General features: G+C 65.1%; 13 protein-coding genes and 1 pseudogene. 10 read left to right on the forward strand and 4 right to left on the reverse strand.

Going from position 1 to position 14,107, the window contains the following annotated elements; translation table 11 throughout:
- The 9 genes and pseudogenes from IRZ12_RS09145 to edd all read left to right on the forward strand — a co-directional run.
- Positions 1-332, forward strand: a pseudogene (locus IRZ12_RS09145) (ATP-dependent DNA helicase RecG); the annotation flags it as partial.
- Positions 333-344: 12 nt separating this feature from the next.
- Positions 345-1,286, forward strand: a complete 942-nt coding sequence (locus IRZ12_RS09150; protein WP_296467564.1) for a LysR substrate-binding domain-containing protein — start codon at positions 345-347, stop codon at positions 1,284-1,286.
- A gap of 94 nt (positions 1,287-1,380) precedes the next feature.
- Positions 1,381-1,905 (forward strand): Dps family protein, encoded by a 525-nt coding sequence (locus IRZ12_RS09155; protein ID WP_296467567.1) that lies wholly within the window; start codon positions 1,381-1,383, stop codon positions 1,903-1,905.
- A 223-nt stretch (positions 1,906-2,128) separates the two neighbouring features.
- On the forward strand, positions 2,129-3,763 hold the full coding sequence (locus IRZ12_RS09160) for an AMP-binding protein (protein WP_296467570.1): 1,635 nt from the start codon (positions 2,129-2,131) through the stop codon (positions 3,761-3,763).
- Between the two features lie 47 nt (positions 3,764-3,810).
- Positions 3,811-4,695, forward strand: a complete 885-nt coding sequence (gene ubiA / locus IRZ12_RS09165; protein WP_363322285.1) for a 4-hydroxybenzoate octaprenyltransferase — start codon at positions 3,811-3,813, stop codon at positions 4,693-4,695.
- A gap of 16 nt (positions 4,696-4,711) precedes the next feature.
- Positions 4,712-5,446, forward strand: a complete 735-nt coding sequence (locus IRZ12_RS09170; RefSeq protein ID WP_296467576.1) for a YggS family pyridoxal phosphate-dependent enzyme — start codon at positions 4,712-4,714, stop codon at positions 5,444-5,446.
- On the forward strand, positions 5,443-6,273 hold the full coding sequence (proC, locus tag IRZ12_RS09175) for a pyrroline-5-carboxylate reductase (RefSeq protein WP_296467579.1): 831 nt from the start codon (positions 5,443-5,445) through the stop codon (positions 6,271-6,273). Before IRZ12_RS09170 ends, proC begins: the two co-directional genes overlap by 4 nt.
- Positions 6,257-7,486 carry an MFS transporter gene (locus tag IRZ12_RS09180; RefSeq protein ID WP_296467583.1) on the forward strand — a complete coding sequence of 410 codons (1,230 nt, stop codon included), beginning with the start codon at positions 6,257-6,259 and terminating at the stop codon, positions 7,484-7,486. Before proC ends, IRZ12_RS09180 begins: the two co-directional genes overlap by 17 nt.
- A gap of 82 nt (positions 7,487-7,568) precedes the next feature.
- Positions 7,569-9,395, forward strand: a complete 1,827-nt coding sequence (gene edd / locus IRZ12_RS09185) for a phosphogluconate dehydratase (RefSeq protein WP_296467587.1) — start codon at positions 7,569-7,571, stop codon at positions 9,393-9,395.
- Between the two features lie 56 nt (positions 9,396-9,451).
- Here the strand turns inward: edd and IRZ12_RS09190 are convergent, their stop codons facing one another.
- Complete coding sequence (locus IRZ12_RS09190) at positions 9,452-10,744, reverse strand: NCS2 family permease (protein ID WP_296467590.1); 1,293 nt, start codon at positions 10,742-10,744, stop codon at positions 9,452-9,454.
- 240 nt (positions 10,745-10,984) lie between these two features.
- Positions 10,985-11,329 (reverse strand): BON domain-containing protein, encoded by a 345-nt coding sequence (locus IRZ12_RS09195; protein ID WP_296467593.1) that lies wholly within the window; start codon positions 11,327-11,329, stop codon positions 10,985-10,987.
- A 265-nt stretch (positions 11,330-11,594) separates the two neighbouring features.
- Here IRZ12_RS09195 and IRZ12_RS09200 point away from each other — a divergent pair, with 265 nt between their 5' ends.
- Entirely contained in the window at positions 11,595-12,452 is an 858-nt protein-coding gene (locus tag IRZ12_RS09200; protein ID WP_296467596.1) for a 23S rRNA (adenine(2030)-N(6))-methyltransferase RlmJ, read from the forward strand.
- A gap of 13 nt (positions 12,453-12,465) precedes the next feature.
- Here IRZ12_RS09200 and IRZ12_RS09205 read toward each other — a convergent pair whose 3' ends face one another.
- Together IRZ12_RS09205 and IRZ12_RS09210 are read right to left on the reverse strand one after the other, a co-directional pair.
- Entirely contained in the window at positions 12,466-13,461 is a 996-nt protein-coding gene (locus IRZ12_RS09205; RefSeq protein WP_296467601.1) for a tripartite tricarboxylate transporter substrate binding protein, read from the reverse strand.
- 42 nt (positions 13,462-13,503) lie between these two features.
- Entirely contained in the window at positions 13,504-13,959 is a 456-nt protein-coding gene (locus IRZ12_RS09210) for a carboxymuconolactone decarboxylase family protein (protein ID WP_296467603.1), read from the reverse strand.
- Positions 13,960-14,107 lie beyond the last annotated feature (148 nt).

Raw genomic sequence — 14,107 nt, forward strand, 5'->3', positions numbered from 1 at the left:
GGGTGGGGCGCGGGGCGGCCGAGTCCGTCTGCGTGCTGCTGTACCAAACCCCGCTGTCGCAGGTCGCCAAGGCCCGGCTTCGCACCATGCATGAAACCACGGACGGTTTCGAGATCGCCCGGCGGGACCTCGAGCTGCGCGGCCCCGGGGAGTTCCTGGGCGTGCGGCAGTCCGGCCTGGCGCTGATGCGGTTCGCCGATCTCGAAAATGACCTGGAGATCGCTGAACAAGCGCACGAGGCCGCAGCCGACCTGATGGCACGTGCCCCTGACGTGGTGTCGGCCCATCTGGCCCGGTGGATGCGCGGGCGCGAAGATTTCCTGAAAGCTTGAGAGAGGCGTGTCATGACCCTGACCGAATTGAAGTACATCGTCGCGGTAGCACGCGAACGGCATTTCGGCCGCGCCGCCGAAGCTTGCTTCGTCAGCCAGCCCACGTTGTCCGTGGCCATACGCAAATTGGAAGACGAGTTGGGCGTGACCATCTTCGAGCGGGGAGGCGCCGAGGTCGGCATCACCCCCATCGGCCAGCGGATCGTGGCGCAAGCGCAGAAAGTGCTGGAGGAAAGCGCCAACCTGAAAGAAATCGCCAAGCAGGGGCAGGATCCGCTCTCGGGAGCGTTGAGGGTGGGAGTGATCTATACCATCGGCCCGTACCTGCTGCCGCAGCTCGTGCCCAAGCTGATCGAGGTCGCGCCGCAGATGCCCCTGGTGCTGCAGGAATATTTCACCGTCCGGCTGCTGGAGCTGCTGCGGCAAGGCGAAATCGACTGCGCCATCATGGCGCTGCCGCTGCCCGATACCGGCCTGGCGATCCAGCCGCTGTATGACGAGCCGTTCATCGTCGCGGTTCCCAAGGGGCACCCCCTCGCGAACCGCAGCCGCGTCAAGGCCGAGGAGCTCAAGAGCGAAACGATGCTGCTGCTGGGTACCGGCCACTGCTTCCGGGACCAGGTGCTCGAAGTGTGCCCGGAGCTGTCGCGGTTTTCCGCCACCAACGAGGGCATCCAGCGGACTTTCGAAGGCTCTTCGCTGGAGACGATTCGGCACATGGTGGCCTCTGGCATAGGCATTACCGTGCTGCCCATGTCATCGGTGCCGGCCGAGCCCGACCCGCGGGACCTCCTGCGGTACATCCCGTTCGAAGAGCCGGTGCCCGACCGGCGCGTCGTGCTGGCATGGCGCAAGAGCTTCCCGCGCACCGCCGCGATCGAGACCCTCATTGCCACCATCCGGTCATGCCGGCTGAACGGCGTGACCATGCTCGAAGCCGAGACGGCGTCGTGACGTATTTTTGCGCTTGAGCTATAGCGATCCGCCCCGATCTAGTATCCTGTAGGCCGCTCCGGCTTTTTCTCACCCACACCCAAGGGAGTCCACAATGGCAACAAAGAAGACAAGCACCAAGACGGGTACCGCCCGTTCGTCCGTCGGTGCGCCGCGCATCGACATCGGCATCTCGGACAAGGATCGTGCCGCAGTCGCCGCGGGCTTGTCCAAGCTGCTGGCTGATACGTACACGCTGTACCTGATGACGCACAACTTCCACTGGAACGTGACGGGGCCGATGTTCAACACCCTGCACGAAATGTTCATGACCCAGTACACCGACCTGTGGAACTCCATCGACGACGTCGCCGAGCGCATCCGCGCCCTGGGCCACTTTGCTCCGGGTACCTACCGCGAGTTCAGCAAGCTTTCCACCATCAAGGAGCCGACCGACGTGCCTGAGGCGCTCGAGATGGTGCGCCAGCTGGTGATCGGCCACGAAGCCGTGGCCAAGACCGCGCGCGCGACGCTGAAAGTGGCCGACGCCGCCAACGACGAGCCCACGGCCGACCTGCTTACCCAGCGCCTGGAATACCACGAAAAAGCCGCGTGGATGCTGCGCAGCTTGCTGCAATAGGCGTTTTGCTCCGAAAACCGCCGGGGCAGGGGCTGGGTGCTTCGAACCGGCGGCTCCTCCTGGAAATCCCTGTATCGCCCGTGTCGCGATGCAGGGATTTTTTCTATTTCCCTTTCCGGCAGACCGCTCGACAATTATTTGAGGTTTAAAAATTTTAGGCTAAATTAATTCTGTTCCGTCACTGCGCGGCCGCTTGCCGTGCGCATCGCTGGAGAGCCACACCATGGAACGCTCGGGACACCTCGATACGTTTGCGCGCGATCATCTTCCCCCGCCCGAGTCCATGCCGACGTTCTTGCTGGATCATCCCGCCGTCCGCTACCCGGCCCGGTTCAACTGTGCCGCGGAGCTCGTGGACGGGGCAATTGCCGCGGGGCATGGCGAGCGGCCGGCGATCTGGACCATCGAGGCCGGAGAGCGCCGGTGCATCACTTACCGCGAGCTGCAGGATCGGGTCGACCGCCTGGCTCGCGTGCTGACCGAAGACATGGGGCTGGTCCCGGGCAATCGGGTCCTCTTGCGGGGGCCAAACAATCCCGCCATGGCCGCCGCGCTCCTCGCAACCATCAAGGCGGGCCTGGTGGCGGTGCCGACCATGCCGCTGCTGCGCGCGGCCGAGCTCAAGCCCATTCTGGACAAGGCGCAGGTGAGCGCGGCGCTGTGCGACGCGCGCTTGCGGGACGAATTGGAGGCGTGCATGCGGCCCGGGCCCATGCACTGTCCGACACTTGCCCAAGTGCGATATTTCAACGACGAAGGCAGCGAATCGCTGGAAAGCCTGGCGCGCGCCAAGTCGGCGTCGTTCGCCCCGTGCGACACCGCGGCCGACGACGTGTGCCTGATCGCGTTCACCAGTGGCACGACGGGCAGCCCGAAGGGCTGCATGCACTTCCACCGCGACGTGCTCGCCATGTGCGATCTTTTCCCGCGTTCGATTCTCGACATGCGCCCGGACGACGTCGTTTGCGGCACGCCGCCCCTGGCCTTCACTTTCGGGCTGGGCGGCATGCTGTGCTTCCCGTTGCGGGCCGGTGCCTCTACCGTGCTGGCCGAGAAGCTGACTCCGGCCGGACTGCTGGACATCATCCAGTCTGCGCGGGCGACCATCGTATTCACCGCGCCGACGTTTTACCGCCAGATGGCAGCCCTGGCCGGGAGTTACGACGTTTCCAGCCTCCGCCATACGGTTTCCGCTGGCGAGGCCCTGCCGGACGCCACGCGCCAGCTTTGGAAGCAGGCGACCGGGATCGAGATGACCGATGGCATCGGCAGCACCGAGATGATCCATATCTTCATTTCCAGCGCCGGCGACCAGGTGCGCAGAGGAGCGATCGGCAAGGTGGTGCCGGGCTATGAGGTGTGCATCGTCGACGAGTCGATGCGTTCCCTGCCTCCTGGCACGGTGGGGCGCCTGGCCGTGCGGGGGCCGACCGGGTGCAAATACCTGGCCGACGAGCGCCAGGCAAACGTCGTCAGGAACGGCTGGAACTTGACCGGCGATTCTTTCCTGATGGACGAAGACGGTTACCTCTATTACCAAGCGCGCACCGACGACATGATCATCTCGGCCGGCTACAACATTGCCGGTCCGGAAGTGGAGGGTGCGCTGCTGCAGCATGAAGCCGTGGCCGAATGCGGCGTGGTGGGGATGCCGGACGAGGAACGGGGCCAGGTGGTGGCGGCCTTCGTCGTCCTGCGCCCCGGGTTCGAGCCGGGAGACGAGCTGGTCAAGACCCTGCAGGAGCACGTCAAGCAAACCATCGCCCCGTACAAGTACCCGCGCGTCATCCGCTTCGTCGACGCCTTGCCCCGGACGGAGACGGGCAAGCTCAAACGCTTTGCCCTGCGCAGCCTGTAGGGGCGGGATGGCCGCCGGGAAATCCGGCGGCTTGTTACCATATGGGGATGAACAGTTCGCTTTCCCCGACGGTATTCCAGCGCCTCGCCCTGTACGCTCGGCTGGTGCGCATCGACAAGCCCATCGGCATACTGCTGCTCGTCTGGCCCACGCTCTGGGCGCTTTGGGCGGCCAGCCAGGGGCGGCCCTCGCTGTATTACGTGTTCGCCTTCGTGGCCGGTACCGCCCTGATGCGGTCGGCGGGCTGTGCCATCAATGACTATTTCGACCGGGATGTCGACCGCTACGTCGAGCGCACGCGCGACCGGGTCCTCACCTCCGGGTTGATCACCGCCAACGAGGCCCTGGGCGTGTCCATCGCGCTCGCGCTCGTCTCATTGGTGTTGATCCTCCCGATGAACAAGCTGGTGTGGGCCTTGTCGGTGGTGGCTGTCTTCCTGGCGGCGACTTATCCCAAGTTCAAGCGTTTTTTTGCCATCCCCCAGGCTTACCTGGGCATCGCCTTCGGCTTTGGGATTCCGATGGCCTATGCCGCCGTGTTGGAGACCATCCCGCTGGAGGGATGGATCATGTTGGCGGCCAATATTTTCTGGGCCGTGGCCTACGACACCGAGTACGCCATGGTCGATCGTCCGGACGACCTCAAGCTCGGGTTGCGCACCTCGGCCATCACTTTTGGCCGATGGGACGTCGCAGCGGTAGGCTTCTGCTATGTCGCAACGTTGGCGCTGCTGGGCGTCGTCGGCGCCATGCTCGACTACGGCTGGGCCTATGCGGCGGGCCTCGCCTGCGCGGCGGGAGTCGCGGCCAGGCACCTCTGGTGGATACGGAACCGCGACCGCGCAGCGTGCTTCCGGGCTTTCTTGCACAACACCTGGTTCGGCTTTTCGGTGTTCGCCGGGATTTTCGTGCAGACCTCGGTCCTGGGCTAAAACGGGTTGTCATTCCATGTCGTCTATTGCCGATCACCTTCTCGCGGTTCGCGCCCGCCTCGAGCGTGCCGTCCTGGATTGCGGGCGCGATCCGAAACAGGTGCGATTGATCGCCGTTTCCAAGACCTTCCCGGCGGAGGCGGTGCGGGAGGCCTATCGCGCCGGCCAGCGTGCCTTTGGCGAGAGCTACGTCCAAGAGGCGGTCGAGAAACTGTCCAGGCTCCAGGACCTGAGGCCTGATACTGAGTGGCACTTCATCGGCCCTTTGCAGAGCAACAAGGCCAAGCATGTGGCCGCCCATTTCGACTGGGTGCATAGCATCGATCGCCTCAAGATCGCGCAGCGGCTCTCGGATCTCCGGCCGGCGGGTGCGGCGGCGTTGCAACTGTGCATACAGGTCAACATCGACGCCCAGCCTACCAAGAGCGGCGTGGCGCCGGAAGATGCGCTTGACCTGGCGCTTGCCGTCCAGGCACTGCCCCGGCTGCGCCTGCGGGGGCTGATGTGCATTCCCGCACCCCAGAAAGACCCGCGCGAACAGCGTGAGGTCTTCGCCCGCCTGGCGAATCTGATGCATGATTTGAACCGCGCCGGGCTGCAGCTCGATACGCTGTCCATGGGCATGTCGGACGACTTGGAGGCCGCGGTGGCGGCCGGCGCCACGGTCGTACGAGTCGGCACCGCCATTTTCGGCGCTCGCCCACCCGTGAGCGCGCAACCGCATTCATCGCCTTCATCGGAACTGACATGACTCCAGATCTTTCCATCGCGTTCATCGGCGGCGGCAATATGGCCGCCGCGCTGATTTCCGGCCTCGCCGGCAAGCTGTGCCCCATGGCGAACATCCACGTCGTCGAGGTGAACGACTCGGTTCGCCAGTCCTGGGCCGAGCGGGGGGCGAGCGTCTCGGCCGCGCCCGACGAGGCACTGTCGCGCTGCAAGGTCTGGGTCTACGCAGTGAAGCCGCAAGTCATGAAGGAGGTGGCCGCATCCACCCGGCCGTGGCTGAAAGATAGCCTGGTGATCAGCATCGCCGCGGGAATCCGCATGGTCGACCTCGCGCGCTGGCTCGGCACGGAGGCGGCCCCCTGGCAGCGGCTCGTGCGCTGCATGCCGAATACGCCGGCGCTGATCGGGCAGGGCGTGACGGGCTTGGCGGCGTCCGATGGCGTCGGCGAGGCCGATCGGGCCCAGGCCGAAGCCATTCTCCAAGCGGTCGGACAAACCGTCTGGGTCGGGCGCGAAGATGACCTGGACGGCGTGACGGCCCTGTCGGGCAGCGGGCCGGCGTACGTTTTCTTGTTCATCGAGGCGCTGATCGAAGGCGGGCTCGCCGTGGGGCTCGATGCGGAACAGTCGCGCAAACTGGCCTTGGCCACCCTGGCGGGCGCCGCCAACCTCGCCGCGTCGTCGTCCGACCCGCCGGCCGTCTTGCGCGAACGCGTCACGTCCAAAGGCGGGACCACCGCTGCCGCCCTCGATGTGTTGGCTCAGGCAGGTTTCCGGCAAGCCCTGGTCCGCGCCATGCAGGCCGCCGCCCAACGTGCGCGAGAGATGGGCGATGCGTTCGGGAAGTGATGCCGGACAGGTCACTTCGGTTGCACGGCATCCTCCCTTCATTCTGTTCTGGTTCGGCAGGGTCATGTCGACGCTGTCGTTCCAGATGCTGTCGGTGGCCGTCGGCTGGCAAGTCTATGAGATCACGGGCAGCGCGTTTGATTTAGGGCTCGTCGGGCTCGCGCAGTTCGTACCGATGGTGTTGCTGACTTTCGTGGTCGGACAGGTGGCCGATCGCTATGACAGGCGGGCCATCGCAAGCATCTGCATGCTCGTGGAGTCGCTTGCCGCCGGCGCATTGGCGCTCGGCACGTATTACGGCTGGCTCACGCGCGATGCCATTCTTGTGCTGGTCGCCCTGGGCGGCGCTGCGCGGGCATTCGAATCGCCGACCATGGCGGCCCTGGTGCAGGGGGTCGTGCCGCGGGAGCTCATTCCCCAGGCTGCGGCCTGGTCTACCTCGGCGACGCAGACGGCGCACATCCTGGGCCCAGCCCTGGGGGGGCTGCTCTACGGGCTCGGTTCCATGACGGCCTACGTCGTCGCCTGCCTATTCTTCTTCCTAGGCGGCGTGCTGGTGGCGCTCATTCGCGCCGAAAAGGTGGCTGCCCCGAGAGAGCCCGTTACGCTGAAATCCGTTTTCTCGGGCATTTCGTTCATCCGCAGCCGGCCCGTCATCCTGGGCACCCTGTCGCTCGACTTGTTCGCCGTGCTACTGGGCGGCGCGACGGCGTTGCTGCCGATTTACGCGCGCGACATCCTAGAGACCGGGCCCTGGGGGTTGGGACTGTTGCGGACGTCTCCGGCTGTGGGCGCTTTGGTCATGTCTGTCGTGCTGGCGCATTATCCGATCAAGCGCAATGTCGGCCCGGTGCTGTTTGCGTCCTTGGGCGTGTTCGGCTTGGCCACGATCGTATTTGGCCTGTCGTCGAATCTGATCGTGTCCGTGGCAGCGCTGTTCGTTTTGGGCGCTTCGGATGTCGTCAGCGTCGTGATCCGCTTCACGCTGGTGCAACTGCAGACCCCGCCCGAAATGCTGGGCAGGGTGAGCGCCGTGAACTCTTTGTTCATCGGCACCTCGAACCAGCTGGGCGAGTTCGAGTCTGGCGTCACCGCAGCGCTGTTTGGCGTGGTGCCCGCCGTGCTGATCGGCGGGGCGGGCACGATCGCGGTTGCGCTGCTATGGATGATATGGTTTCCGCAATTGCGGCGACTCAAGACGCTGGAAGGCTAGCCCCGGGTCGGGCGCGATATTTGCGGCGCCGCTCCGGCGCGCCGGCCGCGCCCGCCCGTCGAGATTCCGGAGGAAGCACGCCATGTCTTTGCATCCCGTAGTGCAAGAGGTCACCGAGCGCATCGTCGCCCGGGGAGGCGATCGGCGCCGGAGGTGGTTGGAGGAAACCCGCGCCCGAGCCGGGTCCAAAGTCCAGCGCAGTGGCCTTTCCTGTACGAATCTGGCCCACGGCTTTGCGGCCATGCCCGAGCAGGCCAAGGTATGGCTGAAAGTCCAGGACCGGCCCAATGTGGCCATCGTTTCCTCGTATAACGACATGCTATCGGCACACCAGCCGCTGGGTGAGTTTCCCGCGTGGCTGAAAGAGGCTGCGATGGAAGCGGGCGCTACCGCGCAGTTCGCCGGCGGGGTGCCCGCCATGTGCGACGGCGTGACCCAGGGCCAGGCGGGCATGGAGCTGTCGCTGTTTTCCCGCGACGTGATCGCGATGTCTACCGCCGTTGCGCTGTCTCACCAAATGTTCGATGCGGCGCTGTACCTAGGGGTGTGCGATAAGATCGTGCCAGGCTTGGTCATGGGCGCGCTGGCCTTCGGCCATTTGCCAGCGGTGTTCGTTCCGGCCGGGCCGATGACTACCGGGGTCGGGAACGATGACAAGGCCAGGGTGAGGCAGCTTTATGCGCAGGGCAAGGTCGGGCGCGAGGAGTTGCTCGAAGCCGAGAGCCGGGCTTACCACGGGCCGGGTACCTGTACGTTCTACGGGACGGCCAACTCCAACCAGATGCTGATGGAGTTCATGGGCCTGCACCTGCCGGGCACCTCTTTCGTCAATCCCCATACCCCGCTGCGCGAAGCGCTGACGCGCGAAGCGGCCAGGCTGGCCGTCTCGCTTTGGCACGGGGGCGCCCGATATACCCCGATATGCGACGTGCTGGATGAGCGCGCCTTCGTCAACGGTATCGTTGGCCTGATGGCCACGGGCGGGTCGACCAACCACACGCTGCATCTGATCGCGATGGCGCGGGCGGCATGCATAGAGCTCAATTGGGACGATTTCCAGGCCATCTCCGACGTGGTGCCCCTCTTGGCCCGCGTCTACCCCAACGGAAGCGCGGACGTCAACGGTTTCCGCGAAGCGGGCGGCCTCCAGTTCGTCATCCGCCAATTGCTCCAGGCGGGGTTGCTCCATGCCGACGTCAACACCATCGTGGGGCCGGGACTTGCCGCCTATTGCCGCGAACCTTACCTGGACGGCGGCAGGCTGGCCTGGCGGGAGGGTGCTTCCGTTTCGAGGAACGAGGATATCGTGCGCCCCATCGACCGCCCCTTCCTGCCCAGTGGCGGCCTGCGGGTCCTCTCCGGCAATATTGGTCGGGCCGTCGTCAAGACGTCTGCGGTGGACCCGGCACACTTCAAGGTCGAAGCGCCCGCCATCGTTTTCAACGACCAGGATGAGGTATTGGCAGCCTTCCAGCGGGGTGAGCTGGAGCGCGACTTCGTCGCCGTCGTGCCGTGGCAAGGCCCAGCAGCCAACGGCATGCCCGAGTTGCACAAGCTGACGCCGACCCTGTCGGTATTGCAGGGGCGGGGATTCCGCGTTGCGCTCGTGACGGACGGACGCATGTCGGGGGCCTCAGGCAAGGTGCCCGCGGCCATTCACGTGACGCCGGAGGCGCTCAAGGGCGGCGCCATCGGAAAAGTCCGCACCGGGGACATGGTCCGGCTCGATGCCGAAAAAGGGGTATTGGAGGTCTTGGCGGACCTGGAGGCGCGCCCCCCGGCCTTGGCACCTGACTTGCGGGCGCACCACCGGGGGGTGGGGCGCGAATTGTTCGGCGCCATGCGCCGGGTGGTGAGCGCAGCCGAGGAAGGCGCGTGTACGTTATTTGTCGATGAAGACGAAGCCTGAACCGGCCCGCGGCGGCCTGTCGGCGGCCGCGGTGGTTCTTTGGCAGGGCGTGGTGATCAACCGCCGGCGAAGAACGCGAAGCGGATGAGGAACAGGACGGCGATCAGCCAGCTTGCAGGATGGATTTCGCGGACGCGGCCCGTGCAGGCCTTGAGTATGACGTAGCTGATGAAGCCGAAGGCCAGGCCCGTGGCGATCGAGTAGGTGAAGGGCATGGCCAGGGCGGTGAGCGCGGCCGGGATCGCCTCGGTGACGTCCTCCCATTTCACGTCGATCAGTTCGCGCATCATCAAACCGGCCACGTACAGCAGGGCCGGCGCCGTGGCATAGGCTGGGACCGACCCGGCCAGCGGCGAGATGAACAACGCAGCCAGGAACAGCACGCCCACGACCAGAGCCGTCAGGCCGGTGCGACCGCCTGCCTGGACGCCGGCAGCGCTTTCCACGTAGGCGGTGGTGCTGCTCGTCCCGAGCAACGAGCCGGCGGTGATGGCGGTGCTGTCGGCGAACAGCGCGCGCCCGATGCGGTTCTTGCCTTCGACGAGCAGTCCGGCGCGCTTGGCCACTCCCATCAACGTACCCGTGGCGTCGAACACTTCGACCAACACGAATACCAGCACGACGTGCAGGAAACCGGCGTGCAGCGCGCCGAGGATGTCCAGTTGGAGGAAGGTGGGGGCAAGGCTCGGAGGCGCCGAGACGACGCCTTGGAATTCATTGATGCCGAGCAGCATGCTCAACACCGTGATGACCAGGATGCCCAGCAAAATCGCACCCCGCACCTTGAGCGCGTCCAATACCGCAATGATGAAAAAGCCCAGTATGGCCAGCAGCGGGCCGGGCTTGTGCAGGTCGCCCAGCGTGACCAGGGTGGCGGGACTGTCTACGACGATGCCGGAGCTGCTCAGCGCGATGATGGCGAGGAAGAGCCCGATGCCGGCAGCGATGGCGCTGCGCAGGGAGGGTGCGATGCCGGCGATCAGCCATGTCCGGATGCCGGTGACCGTCAGCAGGATGAAAATGACGCCGGAAATGAATACGGCGCCGAGCGCCTGCTGCCAGGTGAATCCGAGGGCGCCTACCACCGTGAAGGCGAAGAATGCGTTCAGCCCCATCCCCGGCGCCATGCCTATCGGGTAATTGGCAACGAAGGCCATGATGAGCGAGCCGATGGCTGCTGCCAGGCAGGTCGCCGCGAAGACCGCTCCACGATCCATGCCGGTAGACGACAGGATCTGGGGGTTCACGAAGATGATGTAGGACATGGTCAGGAACGTCGTGATTCCCGCCAGCAATTCGGTACGCGCGTTGGTACCGTGTTCGGTCAGTTTGAAGAAGCGCTCTAGCATGGTGGATTCCAGGTCGGGTGCTTGACAGTGGCGGGATGCCATGCGAAGTGCCCGGCCCGGAGCCGCGTGGGCGCGGTTCGCGCGTTCCGGATTGCGGCCCATCCATGGTCCGTTCCCCCAGGCGCATATTAGGGGCGGCGCTGCAAAATGAAAAGCACAGAGATGGGGCATTTCTTCCCGTTGCAACGGTGTGCGAAAGGGGGCCGGGGCAGCCGGAAGCGGCCCCGGGGCCACGGGCGGCTAGGGCTTGTCCTTGCCCTGGGGCTTGAGCTGGATGTCGTTCCTGACGTCCTGCACGCCATCGATGCCGCGCGCCACGCGTACCGCGGAGTCGATCTGCGCTTCGTCGTCTGCCGTGCCGCTGAGCCGGACGACGCCGTCCTGCGTCGTGACCTTGATGCTGAGGGACTGGGTGGATTGCTCCTTGAGCAGTGCCGCCTTGACCTTGGTGGTGATCAGCGCGTCGCTTGCGAACTCGCCCGCAGAGCGCTTTGCCTCCGCGGCGTCGGAGGCGGCCATGACCAATGGTGGCGCCGCCGTGCTGGCGGCGGCGATCGCTACGATCATGAGTTTGCGTAGGGTCATCGATCTCTCCTGGAATCGGCCTGGCGTGGGCCGAGCGGGTGCTCGGCAAGATGCGCCGGTGCGGCCGGACCGTGTCACCATAAGGCCACCCCGCGGCGGATGCCTGTCGGCGTGTGTGGATTTGTAAGATGGATGCGCGCCGGTGCGGGAGAACGCGGGGCAAGGGTGCAAGCGGTCACGTTTGCAAGGGATGGGTGGCAGTTGTAACCATCGCGGCCAACGGCCGCGCGAGGCCCCCTACAATGAGCGCTCTTCTGGAAATCCCATGTTCAGCTACCGCCATGCCTTTCACGCCGGCAACCACGCCGACGTGCTCAAACATATCGTCCTGGTCCAATTGCTGCGTTACTTCGCGCAGAAAGACGGTCCTTATTGGTACATCGACACACACGCCGGTGCCGGCGCCTATGCGCTGGATGGCGAGTGGGCCGACAAGACGGCGGAGTTCGAAACGGGCATCGCCCGCCTGTGGACGCGCGAAGACTTGCCGCCGGCGGCGGCAGACTACGTGGAGGAGGTCGAAGCGTTCAACGGCAGCGAGTTCTTGCGCAGTTATCCCGGTTCGCCGTTTCTCGCGGCGCAGGCGATGCGCGAGCGGGACAGGCTGCGCCTGTTCGAGCTGCATCCGACCGAGATCGACGTATTGCGCCGCAACGTCGGACAGTTGGGCAAGGAGGTCGCCCGCCACGCCATGGTCTATGCGGCGGACGGCTTCGAAGGCCTAAAGGCGTTGCTGCCCCCCCCGACGCGACGCGGCATCATCCTCATCGACCCTTCTTATGAAGACAAGCGCGACTACGCGCGCGTGGTTCATTGCTTGCAGGAGGGGGTGAAGCGGTTCGCCACGGGCTGCTATGCGATCTGGTATCCGCTCGTGCAGCGGCGCGAGGCACAGCAACTGCCGTCGCGCCTGGCGCGCGTGCCTGCGGGCTCTTGGCTGCATGTCAGCCTGGCGGTGCGCAAACCCGCGCGGGACGGCCTGGGCCTGCACGGCAGTGGCATGTTCGTGGTCAATCCTCCCTGGGTGCTGGCATCGGCCTTGAAAGAGACCATGCCCTGGCTCACCAGCGTGCTGGCGCAGGACGAAAGCGCCGCCTTCACGCTGGAGAGCCGGGAGGCATAGCCACGCGAGGGCATTAGTCGCCGCGTATGTTGTTGCTTCGGATAATGTTGCCCCACAGCTTGATTTCACTGTCGACGTAGGCGGCGAAGTCGACGCTGTTCTTGTAGTCGATCTGCACGCCCGTCTTGCGCATGACCTCTACCACGGTGGGATCTTCCAGGGCTTTGCGCGTTGCTTCCTCCAGCCGTTGCACGACCGGCGCCGGCGTGCCGGTCGGCGCGAAGATGCCGGCCCAAGTGGCGGAGACCACCGAGGGATACCCTTTTTCGGCGAACGTGGGAACGTCCGGCAACGCGAAATGCCGCGTCTTGGCTGCAACAGCGAGGGCCCGCGTCTTGCCGGCGCGCAAATTGGGCAGCGACACCGCCACCGTGTCGAACATCATGGTGATGTTGCCTGCGAGCAGGTCCAGGGACGCCGGCGCGCCGCCGCGATAGGGCACGTGGACGAGATCGACCTGGGCGGCTTGCTTGAAGAGCTCCCCGGCCAAGTGCAGCGAGGTTCCGTTGCCCGCCGAACCGAAAGTCAGCTTGCCCGGCTCGCGCTTGGCTTGGGCGACGAGATCTTCCACGGATTGGAAGTCCGAGGTCGCGAGTACGGCGAGTACATTGGGCACGGAACCCCAGTGGGCGACGGCGATGAAATCCTTGACCGCGTCGTAAGGCAATTGGGAATACAGGGAGGGATTGACGCCGTGCGTGGCCGAGGTGCCGACCAGCAATGTGTACCCGGTCGGTGCGGCCTTGGCCACTTGCGCGGCCCCGATGTTGCCGCCGGCGCCCGGCTTGTTCTCGATCACGACCGGCTGACCTAGTTCACGGCTCAAGGCCGAGCCTACGGCGCGCGCCATCTGGTCGATGGCGCCGCCGGCGGCGAACGGCACGATCAGCTGCAGGGGGCGGTTGGGATAATCCTGGGCAGCCGAGGGCAGGGGCCAGCTTCCCAACGAAAGGACGGCCGCGACCGCGAGTGCGCCGGCCGTCTGCCGACGGCGCAAGGTAGAAATCATGGGTGTCTCCCGGAGATGGTTTTTTATGTGCCGGAACCCGGCTCAGCCTTGCGGCTGCGTTTCCTGCTTGGCTTCGTGTTCGGCAATGTTGGCCAATAGCTCGGCTCCGCGATTGGCGGCCGACAGACCGCGGAACAGGAAGCACAGGCTCACTACCGCCTGCATCTCCTCCCAGGTCGCGCCTGCACGCCGGGCCGCGATGCCATGGAGAACCGCGGCATCGCTCATGTCCATCAATAACATGCCGAAGAGCATCAGCTGCGCGGTTTTCACGTCGAAGCACTTCGGATACATCGCGTGCTCGCGCATTTTCTCCTGCAGGTCCACGAGCGTGGGATCGAGCGCTCCCGTCACTGACAGCCGCGCCTCGATGCGAGGCGGCACGAATCCGATCAGTTCCTTGTAAATGGCCGCCCGATCGTCGAGCGAACGGTTCGGGTCTGCATATTCGCCGATCTTGGCGTTGACGACCGCGCGGTCAATGCGTTTGGGCAGCATAGGGGATCTCCTGGCTTGTAGATTTTCGTTTATATTTATTTAAATCGATTTTATAGTCAATATCGATTTTTTTAGTCCGGTGCCGCGGCCTCCCATGAGCACATCCCTGACTTCTCAACTGACTGCCGCTTTGCGCGATGAGTTGTTG

Origin of the sequence: Pigmentiphaga sp., from assembly GCF_019689535.1 — a bacterium.
Taxonomy (GTDB): Bacteria; Pseudomonadota; Gammaproteobacteria; order Burkholderiales; family Burkholderiaceae_B; genus Pigmentiphaga.

Bases quoted from the DNA above. Each gene is read 5' to 3' on its own strand.
- IRZ12_RS09150 (WP_296467564.1), top strand. From the start codon at position 345: ATGACCCTGACCGAATTGAAGTACATCGTCGCGGTAGCACGCGAACGG.
- IRZ12_RS09155 (WP_296467567.1), top strand. From the start codon at position 1,381: ATGGCAACAAAGAAGACAAGCACCAAGACGGGTACCGCCCGTTCGTCC.
- IRZ12_RS09160 (WP_296467570.1), top strand. From the start codon at position 2,129: ATGGAACGCTCGGGACACCTCGATACGTTTGCGCGCGATCATCTTCCC.
- ubiA (WP_363322285.1), top strand. From the start codon at position 3,811: ATGAACAGTTCGCTTTCCCCGACGGTATTCCAGCGCCTCGCCCTGTAC.
- IRZ12_RS09170 (WP_296467576.1), top strand. From the start codon at position 4,712: ATGTCGTCTATTGCCGATCACCTTCTCGCGGTTCGCGCCCGCCTCGAG.
- proC (WP_296467579.1), top strand. From the start codon at position 5,443: ATGACTCCAGATCTTTCCATCGCGTTCATCGGCGGCGGCAATATGGCC.
- IRZ12_RS09180 (WP_296467583.1), top strand. From the start codon at position 6,257: ATGCGTTCGGGAAGTGATGCCGGACAGGTCACTTCGGTTGCACGGCAT.
- edd (WP_296467587.1), top strand. From the start codon at position 7,569: ATGTCTTTGCATCCCGTAGTGCAAGAGGTCACCGAGCGCATCGTCGCC.
- IRZ12_RS09190 (WP_296467590.1), bottom strand. From the start codon at position 10,744: ATGCTAGAGCGCTTCTTCAAACTGACCGAACACGGTACCAACGCGCGT.
- IRZ12_RS09195 (WP_296467593.1), bottom strand. From the start codon at position 11,329: ATGACCCTACGCAAACTCATGATCGTAGCGATCGCCGCCGCCAGCACG.
- IRZ12_RS09200 (WP_296467596.1), top strand. From the start codon at position 11,595: ATGTTCAGCTACCGCCATGCCTTTCACGCCGGCAACCACGCCGACGTG.
- IRZ12_RS09205 (WP_296467601.1), bottom strand. From the start codon at position 13,461: ATGATTTCTACCTTGCGCCGTCGGCAGACGGCCGGCGCACTCGCGGTC.
- IRZ12_RS09210 (WP_296467603.1), bottom strand. From the start codon at position 13,959: ATGCTGCCCAAACGCATTGACCGCGCGGTCGTCAACGCCAAGATCGGC.